General features: G+C 72.7%; 3 protein-coding genes. All 3 read right to left on the bottom strand.

Annotation, left to right across the window (positions count from 1 at the left end; all coding sequences use genetic code 11):
- Positions 1–18: 18 nt before the first annotated feature.
- From ACXJMZ_RS00140 to ACXJMZ_RS00130, 3 genes are read right to left on the bottom strand one after another with little or no spacing between them, the layout of a single operon-like run.
- Positions 19–402, bottom strand: a complete 384-nt coding sequence (locus ACXJMZ_RS00140) for a nuclear transport factor 2 family protein (RefSeq protein WP_457027866.1) — start codon at positions 400–402, stop codon at positions 19–21.
- Positions 399–10,625, bottom strand: a complete 10,227-nt coding sequence (locus ACXJMZ_RS00135) for an amino acid adenylation domain-containing protein (protein ID WP_457027865.1) — start codon at positions 10,623–10,625, stop codon at positions 399–401. The genes ACXJMZ_RS00140 and ACXJMZ_RS00135 overlap by 4 nt, the downstream gene beginning before the upstream one ends.
- A complete protein-coding gene (locus ACXJMZ_RS00130) occupies positions 10,622–20,080 on the bottom strand; it encodes an amino acid adenylation domain-containing protein (RefSeq protein WP_457027864.1) in 9,459 nt (3,152 codons plus the stop codon). The genes ACXJMZ_RS00135 and ACXJMZ_RS00130 overlap by 4 nt, the downstream gene beginning before the upstream one ends.
- Positions 20,081–20,128: the final 48 nt, after the last annotated feature.

Genomic DNA, 20,128 nt, shown 5'->3' with positions numbered 1-20,128 from the left:
AGAGGGGTGGACGGACGGTCAGACGAGCGGAGCGAAGAAGTAGGTGTCGCGGGTGGCGAACAGCCCGTCGGGGCGGACGGTGAAGCTGTCGGCGAAGCGCAGGTCGACCGGCTCGCCGGAGTGCAGCACGCCGTGGAACTCACCGAAGACGCCGACCGTCGGGCCGTCCGCGAGCACGGTGGTGAGGGTGTGGTTGCCCTCGCGGATGGTGCGGTCCCGCCCGTAGAAGCCGAGCAGGCCCTCGGGGCCGGTCATCAGCCCGTAGCCGGGGCGGCGGTACTCGGCGTCCGGCGCGAACAGCGCGGCCAGGCCGGGGGCGTCGCCGCGGTCGACCAACTCGTAGAAGTGGCGGACCACCTGGACGGCGAAGGCGCTCTCGGTGGCGGGCGGGGCAGTGGTCATCGGGGGTCTCCAGAAAGCAGGGCGGCGGTCAGGGTCGGGCGGATCGCGGCGAGTGGTGCGGGCCCGGTCATCCAGGCGTGGGCGCAGTCGATCGGGTGCACGGTGAGCCCGCCGCCGACGTACGGCTGCCAGACGGTGGGTTCGGGGGCGTCGGCCGGGCGGTCGGCGGTGGCCAGGTAGAACAGCAACTCGCCGTCGAAGTGGCCCGGTTCGTGGTCGGCCAGCAGGTTGAGGTTGCCCGCGAACACCCGGGGCAGGGCGGCCAGCAGTTCGGGTTCGAGCCCGGCCAGCGGGCCGTCGGCTTGCTGCACCGCCGTCCGGTACTCGTCCGGGGTCGGCCGGCCGTCGCGGTAACCGTCCAGCGGGTAGCCGAGGGTGTTGAGCAGGGCGGCCAGCGTCTCGCCGTCCTCCGGGGACCAGTCCCGGAGTTGGGCCGGGATCGGCGGGTAGCCGTCCAGCATCGCCAGCAGCGCGACCTGTTCGCCCGCCGCTTGCAGCTGGACCGCCATCGAGTGGGCGACCGCGCCGCCGTACGACCAGCCGAGCAGCTGGTACGGGCCGGTGGGCTGGACCTGCCGGATCTGCTCCAGGTAGTCCTTGGCCATCTCCTCGATGCTCGCGGGCGCCGCCTCCGGGTCGGCGAAGGCCCGGGACTGGAGGCCGTAGACCGGCTGCTCCGGATCGAGCGTGCCGATCAGGCCGGAGAACACCCAGCTCACCCCGGCGGCCGGGTGGACGCAGAACAGTGGGGTCCGCGAGCCGCGCGGCCGGAGCGGCAGCAGGACGGACAGCGAGTCCGACTCCTCGCCGGAGTCCAGGTGTTCGGCCAGTTCAGCCACGGTCGGAGCCTCGAACAGGGCCCGCAGGCTGAGCCGGGCGCCGAGTGCGGAGCGGATCCGGCTGACCAGGCGGGTGGCCAGCAGGGAGTGGCCGCCGAGGTCGAAGAAGTTGTCGTCGATGCCCACCTCCGGCTGCCCGAGCACCTGGGCGAAGATCCCGCAGAGCGTCCGGTCCCGCTCGTCGCGCGGGCCCCGGCTCGCCTGCCGGGTGGGGAGGTCGGGGGCGGGCAGGGCGCGGCGGTCGAGCTTGCCGTTCGGGGTCAGCGGCAGTGCGTCCAGCTGGACGAAGGCGGCCGGGACCATGTAGTCGGGCAGCTGCTCGGCGGCGAAGGCCCGCAGCCCGGCCAGGTCCAGCGGGTCGAGCGGGTGAGCGGCGGTCAGGTAGGCGACCAGGCGTCGGCTGCCCGGCTGGTCCTCCCGGACGTCCAGGGCGACCTGGGCCACCTCCAGGTGCCGGGCCAACTGGGCCTCGATCTCCCCGAGTTCGATCCGCAGGCCGCGGATCTTGACCTGCTGGTCGGCCCGTCCGGCGAAGGCGAGCTGTCCGTCGGGGCGGCGGCGGACCAGGTCGCCGGTGCGGTACATCCGCTCGCCCGGCGCGCCGTAGGGGTTGGCGGTGAAGCGCTCGGCGGTGAGACCGGGGCGGTTGAGGTAACCCCGGGTCAGGCCCGCCCCGGCGAGGTAGAGCTCGCCGGTCGCGCCGACCGGGACGGGTGCGAGGTGCTGGTCGAGTACGTAGACGCGGGTGTTGTGCACCGGCCCGCCGATCGGCGGCAGGGCGCCGGGGCTCGGCTCGGGACCGAGGTCGGCGGCGGTGGCCGCGACGGTGAACTCGGTCGGCCCGTACATGTTGACCATCCGGAACGGGACCCCGGGGGCGGGCCAGCGGCGCAGCGTGTCACCGCCCAGGTAGAGCAGACGCAGGGCGCCGGGGTCGGCGGTCAGGTCGTCGAGCGAGGCCTCCAGGCGGGGGGTCGGCATGAAGCAGGCGGTGATCCCGGCCTCGGCCACCCAGCGGGTCAACGCCTCGGCGTCGTCCAGCAGTCGGGTGTCCGGCAGGACGGCGGTGCCACCGGCGGTCAGCACCGGCCAGAGCTCCATCACCGAGGCGTCGAAGCCCGGGGTGGCGAGCTGGCTGGCGCGGTCGGCGGCGGTGACGCCGTACTCGCCGGTGATCCAGGCGCACAGGTCGGTCAGTCCGGCGTGTTCGCAGATCACGCCCTTGGGGCGGCCGGTGGAGCCGGAGGTGTAGATGACGTACGCGGCGTCCCTGGGCCGGACGGTGACCGCGGGTGCGGTGTCGGGTCCGTCGGGGTGGCCGGGCAGGACGAGGGGGATGTCCGGTAGCCGGTCGGCCAGTTCGGGCCGGGTGACCACCAGGGTCAGTGCGGCGTCCTGGATCAGGAAGGCGAGCCGTTCGGTGGGGTAGGAGGAGTCCAGCGGGACGTACGCGGCGCCGGCCTTCAGGACCGCGAGCAGGGTGGTGATCAGCTCGGTGCCCCGGTCCAGGCAGACTCCGACCAGCGCGCCCGGCGTGACGCCCCGCTCGATCAGGTGATGGGCCAGGCGGTTGGCCCGGGTGTCGAGTTCGGCGTAGGTGAGGCGCTCGGTGCCGTGCTCCAGGGCGGTCGCGGCCGGGGTGCGGCGGGCGTGCTCGGCGATCAGTTCGGGTACCGGCCGGTCGGTGACGGCCGGGACGGCGGTGTCGTTCCACTCCACCAGGGCGGTGTGCCGCTCGGCCTCGGTGAGCAGGTCGAGCCGGCTGACCGGCAGCTCCGGGTCGGCGAGCGCGGTTTCCAGCACTCGGAGGAACTGGCCGAGCAGGCGGGTGACCGTGTCGTGGTCGAGCAGGTCGGTGGCGTAGTCGGCGTTCAGTCGCAACCCGGCCGGGGCGCCGTCCTGCCGGGTCTCGGCGACGGCCAGCGTGAGGTCGAACTTGGCGGCGCCGGTGCCGATCGTCAGCGGGGTGGTGGTCAGCCCGTGGAAGGCCGCGCCGTGGCCCTCGCTGGGTGGCTGGGCGAGCAGCATGATCTGGAACAGCGGGTGTCTGGCCAGGCTGCGGGTCGGGTTGAGCTCCTCGACGATCCGCTCGAACGGTACGTCCTGGTTGGCGTACCCGGCGAGGTCCGACTCCCGTACCCGGGTGACCAGTTCACGGAACGTCGGGTCGCCGGAGACGTCGGTGCGGAGCACCAGGGTGTTGACGAAGAAGCCGACCAGGTCGTCCAGGGCTTCGTCGGTGCGGCCCGCCGTGGCCGAGCCGACCGGGATGTCCGTGCCCACGCCGAGGCGGCAGAGCAGGGCGCCGAGGGCGGCCTGGGCGACCATGTAGAGGGTGGCGTGCTGCTCGCGGGTGAAGGCGAGCAACCGGGCGTGCAGCTCGGGGCTGCTGGTGACGGTGGCCGCTGCGCCGCGGAAGGACGGCTTGGCCGGGCGGGGGCGGTCCAGCGGCAGCGGTACCTCGTCCGGGAGGCCGGCCAGAGCCTCGCGCCAGTGGGCGAGTTGGCGGCTGAGCAGGCTCTCGGGGTCCTCGTCGGTGCCGAGCAGTTCGTGCTGCCAGAGGGTGTAGTCGGCGTACTGGACCGGCAGCGGCTGCCAGTCGGGTGCGGCGGCGGTGCAGCGGGCCCGGTAGGCGGTGGCCAGGTCGCTGAGCAGTGGGCCGAGGGACCAGCCGTCGGTGGCGATGTGGTGCATCACCAGCAGCAACACGTGCTCCTGTCCGGTGACTTGGAACAGGAAGGGCCGGATCGGCAGGTCGGCGGTCAGGTCGAAGACGTGGCCGCAGGCCTCGGCCAGCAGGGCGTCCAGGGCCGGTTCGGCGCAGTCCGCGTAGGTCCAGTGCGGAGTGGCGCCGACGGGCAGCACCCGCTGCCGGGGCTCGCCGTCGATCTCGCCGTAGGTGGTGCGCAGCGCCTCGTGGCGGTCGAGCACGTCGGTCAGCGCGAGGCGGAGCGCCTCGGTGTCCAACTCGCCGGTCAGGCGCAGCGCATAGGGCAGGTTGTAGGCCGGGCCCGGCCCCTGGATCTGCTCGTGGAACCAGAGCCGGTGCTGCGCGTGCGACAGCGGGACGGCCGCGTCGCGCTCGACCGGGCGGAGCGCGGGGCGAGTCTCGCCGGTCAGCCGGCCGGCCAGCTCGGCGATGGTGGGTGCCTCGAACACGGCCTGGATGGTGAGTTCGGCGCCCAGCGTGGTGCGGACCCGGCTGATCAGCCGGGTGACCAGCAGGGAGTGGCCGCCGAGGTCGAAGAAGCTGTCGTCGATGGAGACGGCCGGCTGTCCGAGCACCTCCGCGAAGATCGCGCAGAGCACCCGCTCCCGCTCGTCCCTGGGCTCCCGGCCGGTCTCACCGGTGGGCAGTTCGGGGGCGGGCAGGGCACGGCGGTCGAGTTTGCCGTTCGGGGTCAGCGGCAGCCGGTCGAGCTGGACGAAGGCGGACGGGACCATGTACTGCGGCAGCCACTGGGCGGAGTACCGGGCCAGCCCGTCCGGGTCGAGCTGCTGACCGGCGGTCAGATAGGCGACCAGGCGGCGGTCGCCGGGGCGGTCCTCGCGGACCAGCAGGGCGACCTGGGTGATCTCGGGGTGGCGGGTGAGCAGGGCCTCGATCTCGCCGAGCTCGATCCGCAGGCCACGGATCTTGACCTGCTGGTCGGCCCGTCCGCCGAAGGCGAGCTGACCGTCGGGGCGGAGCCGGACCAGGTCGCCGGTGCAGTACATCCGCTCGCCGGGCTCGCCGTACGGGCAGGCGACGAACCGCTCGGCGGTCAGTCCGGTCCGGTTCAGATAGCCCCGGGCCAGACCGGCCCCGGCGAGGTAGAGCTCGCCGACCGCGCCGACCGGGACGGGGTTGAGGTGGCCGTCCAGGACGTAGACCCGGGTGTTGGCGGCGGGCCGGCCGATCGGCGGCAGGGCGCCCGGGCTCGGCTCCGGGCCGAGGTCGGCGGCGGTGGTGGTGACGGTGAACTCGGTCGGCCCGTACTGGTTCGACATCCGGAACGGGACCCCGGGGGCGGGCCAGCGGCGGAGCGTGTCGCCGCCGAGGTAGATCAGCCGCAGCGCACCCGGGTTGGCGGTCAGGTCGTCGAGGGCGGCCTCCATCCGGGGGGTCGGCATGTAGCAGGCGGTGATCCCGCTGTCGGCCACCCACTGGGTCAACGCCTCGGCGTCGTCCAGCAGATGAGGCGTCGGCAGACAGGCGGTGCCACCCGCACAGAGGATCGACCAGAGCTCCATCACCGAGGAGTCGAACCCCGGGGTGGCGAGCTGGCTGGAGCGGTCGGCGGCGGTCAGCCCGTACTCGTGGATCATCCAGGCGGCCAGGTTGCCGAGCCCGGCGTGTTCGCAGACCACGCCCTTCGGGCGGCCGGTGGAGCCGGAGGTGTAGATGACGTACGCGGCGTCCCTCGGCTGCACGGTCACCGGCGGTGCGGTGTCCGGGCCGTGCTGGCTGCCGAACAGGACGGCGGTGGTGCCGGGCAGCCGGTCGGCCAGCTCGGCCTGGGTGACCACCAGGGTCAGCGCGGCGTCCTCGACGATGAAGGCGAGCCGCTCGGCGGGGTAGGAGGCGTCCAGCGGGACGTACGCGGCGCCGGACTTGAGGATCGCCAGCAGGGTGACCACCTGGGCGGTGCCCCGGTCCAGGCAGACGCCGACCAGGGCGCCGGGGGTGACCCCGTGGTCGATCAGGTGGTGTGCCAACTGGTTGGCACGGGCGTCGAGTTCGGCATAGCTGAGCCGCTCGGGACCACACTCGAGGGCGGTCGCGGTCGGGGTCAGCCGGGCGTGCCGGGCGATCACCTCGTGCACCCGGCGGTCGGTCGGGAACGCCACCGCGGTGTCGTTCCACTCCACCAGCACGGTGTGCCGCTCGGCCTCGGAGAGCAGGTCGAGGCTGCTGACGGGCCGGGTGGGGTCGTCGAGCGCGGCCTCCAGCAGCCGGAGGAACTGGCCGAGCAGCCGGGTCACGGTGTCCTGGTCGAGCAGCTCGGTGGCGTAGTCGGCGTTCAGTCGCAACCCGGCGGGGGCACCGTCCAGTCGGGTCTCGGCGACGGCCAGGGTCAGGTCGAACTTCACCGCGTCGGTGCCGACCGGGACGGGCTCGGTGGCCAGGCCGATGAACTCGGGCCCCTGGCCGCTGCCGGACCCCTGGCTGTCGCCGGGTGGCTGGGCGAGCAGCATGATCTGGAACAGCGGGTGTCTGGCCAGGCTGCGGGTCGGGTTGAGTTCCTCGACGATCCGCTCGAACGGGACGTCCTGGTGGGCGAAGGCCGCGAGGTCTGACTCCCGTACCCGGGCCACCAGTTCGCCGAAGCCGGGGTCGCCGGAGACGTCGGTGCGCAGCACCAGGGTGTTGACGAAGAAGCCGACCAGGTCGTCCAGTGCTTCGTCGGTGCGGCCTGCCGTGGCGGAGCCGAGTGGGATGTCGGTGCCCGCACCGAGCCGGCTGAGCAGTGCGGCCAGCGTGGCCTGGGCGACCATGTAGAGGGTGGCATGCTGCTCGCGGGTGAAGGCGAGCAGCCGGGCGTGCAGCTCGGGCGAGCTGGTCAGGGTGACCGCTGCGCCCTGGTGGGTGGGCTTGGCCGGCCGGGGGCGGTCCAGCGGGAGCGTGACCTCGTCCGGAAGACCGGCCAGCGCCTCGCGCCAGTGGGCGAGTTGACGGGAGAGCAGGGTCTCCGGGTCGTCGTCGGTGCCGAGCAGCTCGTGCTGCCAGCGGGTGTAGTCGGCGTACTGGACCGGCAGCGGCTGCCAGTCGGGCGCGGCGCCGTCCCGGCGGGCCCGGTAGGCGGTGGCCAGGTCCCGGGTGAACGGGCCGAGCGACCAGCCGTCGGTGGCGATGTGATGGAGCACCAGCAGCAACACGTGCTCCTGCTCGGTGATCTGGAGCAGGTGCGGCCGGATCGGCAGGTCGGTGGCGAGGTCGAAGGGGACGTTGCAGGCGCGGGCCAGCTCGGCGCTCAGATCCGGTTCGGCGCAGCGGCCGAAGGTCCAGGCGGGGTGCGCCGCCTCAACCGGTACGATCCGCTGCCGGGGCTCGCCGTCGACCTCCTGGTAGGTGGTGCGCAGCGTCTCGTGCCGGGCGATCACATCGTCCAGGGCCAACTGCAGGGCCGGGCCGTCCAGTTCGCCCTGGAGCCGGATCGCGTACGGGAAGTTGTACGCCGTGCTGTCGGCGCCCTGGGCCTGCTCGTAGAACCAGAGTCTGGCCTGGGCGGGGGAGAGCGGAATCGCGGTGTCCCGGTCGGTGCGGCGCAGACCGGGACGCCGGCCGCCGTCGGTGACCAGCTGGTTGACCAGCTCGGCGATGGTGGGTGACTCGAAGACGGCCTTGATGGTGAGTTCGGCGCTCATCACCGTCCGGACCCGGCTGATCAGGCGGGTGACCAGCAGGGAGTGGCCGCCGAGGTCGAAGAAGTTCTCGTCGATGCCGACTGTCTCCAGGCCGAGCAGGTCCGCGAAGATGCCGCAGAGCAGCTCCTCCCGGGCGTTCCGGGGGCCTCGTCCGGCCTGCCGCTCGGGGAGCTCGGGAGCGGGCAGGGCGCGCCGGTCGAGCTTGCCGTTCGGGGTCAGCGGCAGCGCGTCGAGCTGCACGAACACGGTCGGGACCATGTAGTCGGGCAGCCACTGGGCCGCGTGCCGGCGGAGCTCCGCCGGGTCGAGCGGCTGACTGCCGGTCAGGTAGGCGACCAGTTCCTTGCGATCGCCGGGGCCCTGGTAGAGGTCCAGGGCGGCCTGGGTGACGTCGGGGTGGCGGGTGAGCATGGCCTCGATCTCGCCGAGTTCGATCCGCAGGCCACGGATCTTGACCTGTTGGTCGGCCCGTCCGGCGAAGGCGAGCTGTCCGTCGGGGCGGCGGCGGACCAGGTCGCCGGTGCGGTACATCCGCTCGCCCGGTGCGCCGTAGGGGCAGGCGACGAAGCGCTCGGCGGTCAGGTCGGGGCGGTTGAGGTAACCCCGGGCCAGTCCGGCCCCGGCCAGGTAGAGCTCGCCGGTGGCACCGGCCGGGACCGGTGCGAGGTGCTGGTCGAGCACGTACAGCCGGGTGTTGTCGTTCGGGCCGCCGATCGGCGGCAGGGCGCCCGGGGTGGGCTCGGGGCCGAGGTCGGCGGCGGTGGCGCCGACGGTGAACTCGGTCGGCCCGTACTGGTTGGAGAGGCGGAACTGCGAGTCCGGCGCGGGCCAGCGGCGCAGCGTGTCACCGCCGACGTAGACCTGGCGCAGGGCACCCGGCTTCGCCGTCAGGTCGTCAAGTGCGGCCTCCAGGCGGGGAGTCGGCATGAAGCAGACCGTGGTGCCGGAGTCGGCGACCCAGTGGGTGAGTGCCTCGGCGTCCTCCAGCAGACGGCTGTCGGGCAGGACGGCGGTGCCGCCGGCGGTGAGCACCGGCCAGAGCTCGATGACCGAGGAGTCGAAGCCCGGGGTGGAGAGCTGGCTCGCCCGGTCGGCCGCACCGAGGCCGAACTCCCGGACCGCCCAGGCGCACAGGTCGCTCAGCCCGGCGTGTGCGCAGACCACGCCCTTGGGGCGGCCGGTGGAGCCGGAGGTGTAGATGACGTACGCGGCGTCCCCGGGCCGGATGGTGACGGCGGGTGCGGTGTCCGGGCCGTCGGGCACGCTGTCGAGGAGGACCAGGGCGGCGGAGGTGACGGGCAGCCGGTCGAGCAGGGCGGGCTCGGTGACCAGCAGGGGGAGCGCGGCGTCCTCGGCGATGAAGGCGAGGCGGTCGGCCGGGTACGAGGCGTCCAGGGTGACGTATGCGGCGCCGGTCTTGAGGATGGCCAGCAGGGTGACGATCCGGTCGATGCCGCGCTCCAGGCAGAGCCCGACCAGGACCCCGGGTGCGGCACCCTGGGTGATCAGATGGTGGGCCAACCGGTTGGCCCGGGTGTCGAGTTCGGCGTACGTGAGGCGCTCGGTGCCGTGCTCCAGTGCGATTGCCGTCGGGGTGCGACGGGCGTGCTCGGCGATCAGTTCGGGCAGCGGGCGGCCGTCCGGGAGCGGGACGGCGGTGTCGTTCCACTCCACCAGGACGGTGTGCCGCTCGGCCTCGGAGAGCAGGTCGAGGCGGCTGACGGGTAGCTCGGGGGCGGCCAGCGCGGAGCCCAGCAGTCGGAGCAGCTGGGCCAGCAGCCGGCGGACCGAGTCACCGTCCAGTACCTCGGTGGCGTAGTCGGCGTTGAGGCGCAGCCCGGCCGGGCGGCCGTCGCGGTGTGACTCGCCGACCGCCAGGGTGAGGTCGAACTTGACCGCGTCGGTGCCCACCGGCAGGGGGGCGGTGGCGAGTTCGGCGAAGTCCGGTCCCGAGCCGGTGCCCTCGCCCGCCTGCTGGGCGAGCAGCATGATCTGGAACAGCGGGTGTCTGGCCAGGCTGCGGGTGGGGTTGAGTTCCTCCACCAGGCGCTCGAACGGGACGTCCTGGTGGGCGAAGGCGGCGAGGTCGGACTCCCTTACCCGGCCGATCAGTTCGCCGAAGCCGGGGTCGCCGGAGAGGTCGGTGCGCAGCACCAGGGTGTTGACGAAGAAGCCGACCAGGTCGTCCAGTGCCTCGTCGGTGCGGCCGGCCGTGGCGGACCCGAGCGGGATGTCGGTCCCCGCACCGAGTCGGGACATCAGGGTGGCCAGCGCGGCCTGCACCACCATGAAGACGGTGGCGTTCCGCTCCCGGGCGAAGGCGAGCAGCCGGGTGTGCAGCTCGGGCGTGCTGACGGTCGAGACGGCGGTGCCCTTGTGCGAGGGGACGGCCGGGCGGGGACGGTCCAGCGGCAGCGCGACCTCGTCCGGGAGACCGGCCAGGGCCTCGCGCCAGTGAGCGAGTTGCTGGCTGAGCAGGCTCTCGGGGTCCTCGTCGGTGCCGAGGAGTTCGTGCTGCCAGAGGGTGTAGTCGGCGTACTGGACCGGCAGCGGCTCCCAGTCGGGTGCGCTGCTCCGGCGGCGGGCCCGGTAGGCGGTGGCCAGGTCGCGGACCAGCGGGCCCAGCGACCAGCCGTCGGTGGCGATGTGGTGCATCACCAGCAGCAACACGTGCTCCTGCTCGGTGATCTGGAACAGGAAGGGCCGGATCGGCAGATCGGTGGTCAGGTCGAAGGCCAGGTTGCAGGCCTCGGCCAGTACGGCGGTGAGGCTCTGCTCGGTGCAGGGGGTGACGGTCCAGACCGGGACGACGTCCTCGATCGGCAGCACCCGCTGGTACGGCTGTCCGTCGGCCTCGCCGTAGGTGGTGCGCAGTGCCTCGTGGCGGTCGAGCACGTCGGTCAGCGCGAGGTGCAGTGCCTCGGTGTCCAACTTGCCGGTCAGGCGCAGCGCGTAGGGCAGGTTGTAGGCCGAGCTGGTGCCCGCGATCTGCTCGTAGAACCAGAGCCGGGTCTGCGCGTAGGAGAGCGGGATCACGAGGAGACCTCCTTGGTGCGGGCCCGCAGGGCCGGCCGGGCCCGGGTGGCGGTGGTCAGACGGCTGGTCAGATCGGCGACGGTGGGCGCCTCGAAGACGGCCTTGATGGTGAGTTCGGCGCTCATCACCGAGCGGACCCGGCTGATCAGGCGGGTGACCAGCAGCGAGTGGCCGCCGAGGTCGAAGAAGTTGTCGTCGATGCCGACGGTGTCCAGGCAGAGGATCTCGGCGTACAGGCCGCAGAGCTTCTCCTCCCGCTCGTCGCGCGGGCCTCGGCCGACGGCTCGGGCGGTGTGGTCGGGGGCGGGCAGTGCGCGGCGGTCGAGCTTGCCGGTCGGGGTCATCGGCAGCGCGTCCAGCAGGACGACGGCCGAGGGGACCATGTACTCCGGGAGCCGCTCGGCGACGAAGGCGCGGACGGCGGCCGGGTCGACCGGGCGGTCCGTGACCACGTACGCGACCAGCCGTTTGTCACCGGGCTGGTCCTCGCGGACCACGACCGCCGACTGGCCGATGCCGGGGAACTTGCCGATGGCGGTGCGGACTTCGCCGGGTTCGACGCGGAAGCCGCGGATTTTGACCTGGTCGTCGGCGCGGCCGAGGAATTCGAGGGTGCCGTCGGGGAGCCAGCGGACGAGGTCGCCGGTGCGGTACATGCGTTCGCCGGGGTTGCCGTGGGGGCAGGCGACGAAGCGTTCGGCGGTGAGGGCGGTCTGGGCGGTGTAGCCGTGGGCCAGCCCGAGGCCGGACATGTAGAGCTCGCCGGTGACGCCGGGGGCGACGAGGTTGAGGTGGGCGTCCAGGACCCAGAGTTGCTTGCCGTGCAGGGCGCGGCCGACCGGGATGCTGGTGCGGCCGGTGTCGGCGGGGGTGATGTGGTGGGCGACGGTGAAGATCATCGACTCGGCCGGCGAGTAGCCGTTCACCAGGCGGATCTTCGGGAAGTCCGTCACCAGGCGCTGTACGTGCGGGAGGGAGGCTGCTTCGCCACCGGTCATCACCTGCTGGAGGTCGGTGAAGACCTGCGGGTACTCGTCCAGGAGGAAGTTGAGCAGGCTGGCGGAGACGTGCAGGGTGGTGACGGCGTGTTCGCGGACCAGGGCGGCGATCACGGTGGGTTCGGGGCGCTGGCCGGGCTGGAGGACGCAGACCCCGCCGGAGAGCAGGGGGCTGAAGAGTTCGAGGGCGAAGGCGTCCCAGGAGACCGGGGAGCACTGGAGCCAGACCTGCTCGGGGTCGAGGGTGGCGAAGTCCTGGCCGAGCAGGGTGCCGACGATCGCGCGGTGCGGGGAGACCACGCCCTTGGGGGTGCCGGTGGAGCCGGAGGTGAACATCAGGCAGGCGGCGTCCAGCGGTCCGGCGATCGGCGGCAGCGGGGTGGTGGGCAGGGCGGGCAGCCGGTCGGTCAGCACCTCGGGTGCGTCGAGCTTCCCGGCCAGGGTGGAGCGGGTGACGACCAGTCGGGCCCCGGTGTGGGCGAGCACCGCATTGATGCGTTCGACGGGGAACTCGGGGTCGAGCATGGTGTAGGCGCCGCCGGCCTTGAGTACGGCGAGTACGGCGGTGACGAGCTGGCTGGAGCGTTCCAGATAGATCCCGGCGACATCGCCGCGCTGGAGCCCTTCGGCGACCAGGTGGTGGGCGAGTTGGGTGGAGCGTTCGTTCAACTCGCGGTAGCTCACCCGCTCGTCACCGAAGACCAGCGCGGTCGCGTCCGGAGTACGGGAAGCCTGCTCGGCGAACAGCTCGTGCACCGTCCGCTCCGCCGACACCCGCGAGGGCGCACCGGCCCAGTCCAACTCCAGCGTCCGCCGCTCCGCCCCCGACAGGACGTCGACCAGGCCGACCGGAAGTTCCGGCGCGGCCAGCGCCCCCTCCAGCAGGCGGACCAGCCGGGCCGCCAACTCCTCGACCGTGTCCCGGTCGTAGAGGTCGGAGGCGTAGTCCACGTTGATCCGCAGCCCGGCCGGCACACCGTCCTCGCGGCGCTCGGTGACGGCCACCGTCAGGTCGAACTTCACCGTGTCGACCCCGGCCGGGACGATCTCGGCGGCCAGGCCGGGGATCACCAGCTCGGCGGCGCTGTTGTTCTGCACCACCAGCATGATCTGGAACAGCGGGTGCCTGGCCAGCGTACGGACCGGGTTGAGCTCCTCCACCAGCCGCTCGAACGGCACGTCCTGGTTGGCGTACGCGTCCAGGTCGGATTCCCGTACCCGGGCCACCAGTTCGCGGAAGCCGGGGTCGCCGGAGAGGTCGGTGCGCAGCAGCAGGGTGTTGACGAAGAAGCCCACCAGGTCGTCGGCGGCCTCGTCCACCCGGCCCGCGACCGGGGTGCCGAGCGGGATGTCGGTCCCGCCGCCGAGCCGGGAGAGCAGGGCGGCAAGACCGGCCTGCAGGACCATGAAGAGCGTGGCCTGGTTCTCCCGGGCGAAGCTGAGCAGTCTGCCGTGCAGCTCGGCGCCGACGGTGACGTTGACCGCGTCGCCGAGGTTGGTCGGTGCGGCCGGGCGCGGGCGGTCCGACGGGACGGTCAGCTCCTCCGGCAGCTCGGCCAGCGCCGAGCGCCAGAAGGCGAGTTGCTGGGAGATCAGGCTGCCCGGATCGTCGGCCGCACCGAGCAGCTCCTGCTGCCAGATCGTGTAGTCGGCGTACTGGACCGGCAGTGGCTGCCAGTCGGGTGCCTCGCCGGTGGTGCTCCGGGCCGCGTACGCGGCCCCCAGGTCGCGGACCAGCGGGCCCATCGACCAGCCGTCGCTGGCGATGTGGTGCATCACCAGCAGCAACACGTGCTGCTCGGGGTCGAGTTCGAAGAGGTGTACCCGGAGCGGTGGTTGGGCCGACAGGTCGAAGCCCTGGTTGGCGGCCCCGGCGATCAGCCCGGGCAGCCCGGCCTCGTCGACGGTCAGTTCGCTCCACGGGATCTCGGCCTGCTCCGGCGCTAGCACCCGCTGGTACGGCTCGCCGGCCCACTCCTGGAAGACGGTCCGCAGCACCTCGTGCCGGGCCACCACGTCCGCGACGGCCGCCCGCAGTGCCCGGGTGTCCAGCGCACCGCGCAGCCGGATGGTGACCGGGACGTTGTACGCCGACCCCTGCTCCTCCAACTGGCCGAGGAACCAGAGCCGTTGCTGGGCGAAGGAGAGCGGCAGCCGGTCCGGCCTGATTACCGCGCGGAGCGCCGGGCGGGCGTGCTGGGCGCGATCCACCCGCTTGCCGAGCCGGGCCACCGTCGGCGCCTGGAACAGGTCACGGATGCCGATCTCGACGCCGAGCACCGAGCGGAGCCGGCTGACCAGGCGGGTGACCAGCAGCGAGTGGCCGCCGAGGTCGAAGAAGTCGTCGTCTATGCCGACCGACTCCAGGCCGAGGATCTCGGCGAACAGACCGCAGAGCAACTCCTCCTGGGCGTTCCGGGGTTCGCGGCCCTGCGGCCGGTGCAGGTGGTCGGGGGCGGGCAGCGCCCTGCGGTCCAGCTTGCCGGTCGGGGTCATCGGCAGCGCGTCCAGGAAGACGACCGCGGAGGGCACCATGTACTCGGGCAGCCGCTCGGCCACGTGGGACCGCAGGGCGGAGGCGTCGACCGCCAGGGCCTCGGGTGAGCCGTCGGTGACCACGTAGGCGACCAGCCGCTTGTCGCCGGGCCGGTCCTCCCGGACCAGGACGGCGGCCTGGCCGACCCCGGGGAAGCCGGCCAGGGCGGCCCGCACCTCGCCCGGCTCGACCCGGAAGCCGCGGATCTTCACCTGGTCGTCGGCCCGGCCGAGGAACTCCAGGATGCCGTCGCCACGCCAGCGCACCAGGTCGCCGGTGCGGTACATCCGCTCGCCGGGCTCGCCGTACGGGCAGGCCACGAACCGCTCGGCGGTCAGCGCCGCCTGGCCCGCGTAGCCGTGGGCCAGACCGACGCCGGACATGTAGAGCTCGCCGGTGACGCCGGGGGCGACCAGGCCGAGGCCCTCGTCCAGCACGTACAGCCGCTTGTTGCCGAGCGGGCGGCCGACCGGGATGGACGGGCGGGTGCCGTCGGCCGGGGTGATCTCGTGCGAGACCGTGAAGATCATCGACTCGGCGGGGGAGTAGCCGTTCACCAGGCGGATCTTCGGGAAGCTGTGCACCAGGCGCATCACGTGCGGGATGGAGGCTGCTTCGCCGCCGGTCATCACCTGCTGGAGGCCGGCGAAGGTCTGCGGGTACTCGTCGAGCAGGAAGTTCAGCAGGCTGGCGGAGACGTGCAGCGAGGTGACCTGATGGCGGGTCACCAGCTCGGCGATGACGGCCGGCTCGGGGCGCTGGCCGGGCTGCAGGACGCAGATCCCGCCGGACATCAGCGGGCCGAACAGCTCCAGCGCGAAGGCGTCCCAGGAGACCGGGGCGCACTGCAGCCAGATCTGGGCCCGGTCGAAGTCCACGAAGCCCTGGCCGACCAGGGTGCCGACGATCGCGCGGTGCGGGGAGACCACGCCCTTCGGCACGCCGGTGGAGCCGGAGGTGAACATCACGCAGGCGGCGTCGCCCGGGTCGGCCAGTCCGTGCAGGCCGGTGACGGGGTGCCGGGCGATCAGCTCGGCCTCGGTGTCCAGGGCGAGTTCGCGGTGCGGGCCCGGCAGCCGGCCGGACAGCTCCTCGACGGTGAGCAGCAGCCGGGCGTCGGTGTGGGTCAGCACGGTGGAGATCCGCTCGACCGGGAAGTCCGGGTCGAGCATGGTGTAGGTGCCACCGGCCTTGAGGACGGCCAGTACGGCGGCGACCAGCTGGACAGAGCGTTCCAGATAGATCCCGGCCACGTCACCGCGCCGGAAGCCACCGGCGATCAGGTGATGGGCGAGCTGGGTGGAGCGTTCGTTCAGCTCGCGGTAGCTCACCCGGTCCTCGCCGAACACCAGCGCGGTGGCGTCCGGCTGCCTGGCGGCCTGCTGCTCGAACAGCTCGTGCACGCAGCGGTCGGCGGGGAACTCGATGGCCGTGTCGTTCCAGTCCACCAGCAGCGCCTGCCGCTCGTCGCCGGAGAGGATCTCCAACCGGCCCACCGGGACGTCCGGTTCGGTGAGCTGACCCTCCAGCAGGCGGACCAGCCGGTCCAGGATCACCTCCACCGAGCTCCGGTCGAACAGGTCCGTGGCGTACTCCGCCATCGCCCGGATGCCGGCCGGCTCGCGGTCGGGGCCGAAGGTCTCGGTGAAGCCGAGGGTCAGGTCGAACTTGGCGGTGTCGGTGGTGACCGGCGCGATCTCGGTGTCCAGACCGGGCAGCCGGAGCTTGGCCTCGGCGTTGTTCTGCACCACCAGCATGACCTGGAACAGCGGGTGCCGGGAGAGCGTGCGGACCGGGTTGAGCTCCTCGACCAGGCGCTCGAACGGGACGTCCTGGTGGGCGTAGGCGTCCAGGTCGGCCTCCTTCACCCTGGCCACCAGCTGACGGAAGCTCGGGTCGCCGGAGAGGTCGGTGCGCAGCACCAGGGTGTTGACGAAGAAGCCGACCAACTCCTCCAGCGCGTCGTCGGTACGGCCGGCCGTCGGGGTGCCGAGCGGGATGTCGGTGCCCGCGCCGAGCCGGGTGAGCAGCCCGGCCAGCGCCGCCTGCATCACCATGAAGAGGGTGGCGTTGTTCTCCCGGGCGAAGGCCAGCAGCCGGCGGTGCAGTCCCTCGCCGAGCCGGGCGGTGGTGACCTGGCCCTGGTTGGTCGGCAGCGCGGGACGGCTACGGTCGGCGGGGAGCGCGATCTCCTCCGGCAGGTCGGCCAGCGCCTGCCGCCAGAAGGCGAGTTGCTGGGAGAGCAGGCTGTCCGGGTCGTCGGCCGAGCCGAGCAGGTCCTGCTGCCAGAGCGTGTAGTCGACGTACTGCACCGGCAGCGGCTCCCAGTACGGGGCTGCGCCGTCGCAGCGCGCGCCGTACGCGGTGGCCAGGTCGCGCATCACCGGGCCGAGCGACCAGCCGTCGCTGGCGATGTGGTGCATCACCAGCAGCAGCACGTGCTCCTCCGGGCCGACCGCGAAGATGTGGGCGCGGATGGGGAGTTCGACCATCAGGTCGAAGGAGTGCCGGGAGGCCATGTCGAGTTCGAGCGGCAGCTCGTCCGGGTCGGTGTCCAGCACCGTCACCATCGGCCGGGCCACACCGGGCGCCACCACCCGCTGGTACGGCTCGCCGTCCACCTCCAGGAAGACGGTGCGCAGCGCCTCGTGCCGGCCGACCACGTCGGACACCGCGCTGTGCAGCGCGTCCACGTCGAGGCGGCCGCGCAGCCGGATGGTGTGCGCCACGTTGTACGTGCTGTTCGGCCCCTCCAGCTTGTTCAGGAACCAGAGCCTGCGCTGCGCGTACGACAGCGGGATCTCTTCGGGACGCTCCATGACGTAGGACCCCTTTCGCGCCCTGTGGGCGCCACGGATTCGCTCGGCGAGGCGCGACACGGTCGGCGCCTCGAACAGGTCTCGGACAGTCAGCTCGACGCCTGCGGCGGAGCGGATTCGGGCGATCAGGCGGGCGGCCAGCAGGGAGTGGCCGCCGAGTTCGAAGAAGTCGTCCTCGATCCCGGCCCGGTCGAAGCCCAGGATCTCGGCGAACAGATCGCAGAGTTGGGCCTCCTGCGGAGTCCGGGGCGGGCGCCCGGTCTCGCGCGGTGTGTGGTCGGGGGCGGGCAGTGCGCGGCGGTCGAGCTTGCCGGTCGGGGTGAGCGGGAGGGCGTCCAGCACGACCACGGCCGACGGGACCAGGTGCTCGGGCAGGCGGGCGGCGACGAAGGCGCGCAGCGTGGTCGGGTCGACGGGATGGTCGGTGACGACGTAGGCGACCAGCCGCCTGTCGCCCGGAGTGTCCTCGCGGACCACGGCGGCGGCCTGGCGGACGGCTTGGTGGGCCGTCAACGCGGCCTGCACCTCGCCGGGTTCGACGCGGAAGCCGCGGATCTTGACCTGGTCGTCGGCGCGGCCGAGGAATTCGAGGGTGCCGTCGGGGAGCCAGCGGACGAGGTCGCCGGTGCGGTACATGCGTTCGCCGGGGTTGCCGTGGGGGCAGGCGACGAAGCGTTCGGCGGTGAGGGCCGTCTGGGCGGTGTAGCCGTGGGCCAGGCCGAGGCCGGACATGTAGAGCTCGCCGGTGACGCCGGGCGGGAGCAGGGCCAACCGGTCGTCCAGGACCCAGAGTTGTTTGCCGTGGAGGGCGCGGCCGACGGGGACGCTGGTGCGGGTGGTGTCGGCGGGGGTGACGTGGTGGGCGACGGTGAAGATCATCGACTCGGCGGGGGAGTAGCCGTTGACGAGGTGGATCTCGGGGTGGTCGGTGAGCAGCCGAGTGATGTGCGGGAGGGAGGCGGCTTCGCCGCCGGTCATCACCTGCTGGAGGCCGGTGAAGGTCTGCGGGTACTCGTCCAGGAGGAAGTTGAGCAGGCTCGCGGAGACGTGCAGGGAGGTGACCTGATGGCGGGTCACCAGCTCGGCGACGACGGCCGGTTCGGGGCGCTGGCCGGACTGGAGGACGCAGGTGCCGCCGGAGAGCAGGGGGCTGAAGAGTTCGAGGGCGAAGGCGTCCCAGGAGACCGGGGAGCACTGGAGCCAGGTCTGCTGAGGATCGAGGGTGGCGAAGTCCTGGCCGAGCAGGGTGCCGACGACGGCTCGGTGCGGGGAGAGGACTCCTTTCGGGGTGCCGGTGGAGCCGGAGGTGAACATCAGGCAGGCGGCGTCCAGCGGTCCGGCGATCGGCGGCAGCGGGGTGGCGGGGAACAGGCCGGCGGGCTCGATCAGGATCTCGTCGGCGGCCAGGCGGCCGGCGAGTGCGGCGCGGGTGACCACCAGCCGGGTGCTCGCCACCAGGGAGTTGATGCGTTCGACGGGGAACTCGGGGTCGAGCATGGTGTAGGCGCCGCCGGCTTTGAGGACGGCCAGTACGGTGGTGACGAGCTGGCTGGAGCGTTCCAGGTAGATCCCGGCGACGTCGCCGCGCTGGAGCCCTGCGGCGACCAGGTGGTGGGCGAGTTGGGTGGAGCGTTCGTTCAACTCGCGGTAGCTGACCCGCTCGTCACCGAAGACCAGCGCAGTCGCGTCCGGAGTACGGGAAGCCTGCTCGGCGAACAGCTCGTGCACCGTCCGCTCCGCCGACACCCGCGAGGGCGCACCGGCCCAGTCCGACTCCAGCGTCTGCCGCTCCGCCGCCGACAGCAGGTCCAACTGACCCACCGGCAGGTCCGGTGCCGCCAGGGCCGCGTCGAGCAGCCGGAGCAGCCGGTCCGTCAGCGCGACCACCGACTCGCGGTCGAGCAGGTCGGTGGCGTACTTCATCAGCAGGCTGATGCCCTCGCCCGCCGAGCCCTCGGCCAGCTCCACGATCAGGTCGAACTTGGCCACGTCGAGGTCGATGACCTCGGTATCGACGGTCAGACCGGGGAAGTCGGCCGCCGCCTCGGGGCTGTTCTGGAGCACCAGCATCACCTGGAACAGTGGGTGCCTGGCCAGGCTGCGGGTCGGGTTGAGCTCCTCCACCAGCCGCTCGAACGGCAGGTCCTGGTGGGCGAACGCCTCCAGGTCGGAGGCGCGGACCCGGGCCACCAGCTCCCGGAAGCTGGGCGCTCCCGACAGGTCGGTGCGCAGCACCAGGGTGTTGACGAAGAACCCGACCAGGTCCTCCAGTTCACGGTCCGTCCGCCCCGCCACCGGCGTGCCGAGCGGCACGTCGGTGCTCCCGGTCAGCCGGGAGAGCAGGGCGGACAGCGCGGCCTGCACCACCATGAACAGGGTGGCCTCGCTGCCTCGGGCGAACTCGGCGAGCCGGCCGTGCAGTTCGGGGCCGATCCGGGTGGCCAGCACGTCACCGTGGTACGAGGGCGAGGCGGGCCTGGCCCGGTCGGCCGGGACGGTCAGCTCCTCCGGCAGCTCGGCCAGCGCCGAGCGCCAGTAGGTGAGTTGCTGGGCGAGCAGGCTCTCCGGGTCGTCGGCCGAGCCGAGCAGCTCCTGCTGCCAGAGCGTGTAGTCGGAGTACTGCACCGGCAGCGGCTCCCACTCCGGTGCCGCCCCGCCGGCGCTGCGGGCCCGGTAGGCGGTCGCCAGGTCCCGGACCAGCGGGCCCAGCGACCAGCCGTCGGCCGCGATGTGGTGCAGCACCAGCAGGAGCGTGTGATCGGTCGGCCCGGCCCGGAACAGGTGGGCCCGGAGCGGCAGTTCGGTCGCCAGGTCGAACCCGTGCGCGGCGGCGGTGCGGACCGCCTCCGGCGTGTGGGCGGCGACCGACCAGACCGGCGTGGGCCGGTCCAGCACCTGCTGCCAGGGGCTGCCGTCCCGCTCCACGTACACGGTGCGCAGCGCCTCGTGCCGGTCGGTCAGATCGGTGACCGCGGCCCGCAGCGCCTCCTGGTCGAGCGGGCCGCGCAGTCGGACGGTGAGCGGGACGTTGTAGGTCGGGCTCGGACCCTCGAGCTGGTTGAGGAACCAGAGGCGGGCCTGGGCAAAGGACAGCGGAATCATCGGGCCTCCCGGAGCCAGGGCATTCGACCTCACGCGGTCCCGCCCTCG

It is taken from the genome of Kitasatospora sp. P5_F3, assembly GCF_054049135.1.
Note: the sequence above shows the minus strand (reverse complement) of the source record. Positions and strands in the feature narration are given on the sequence as shown.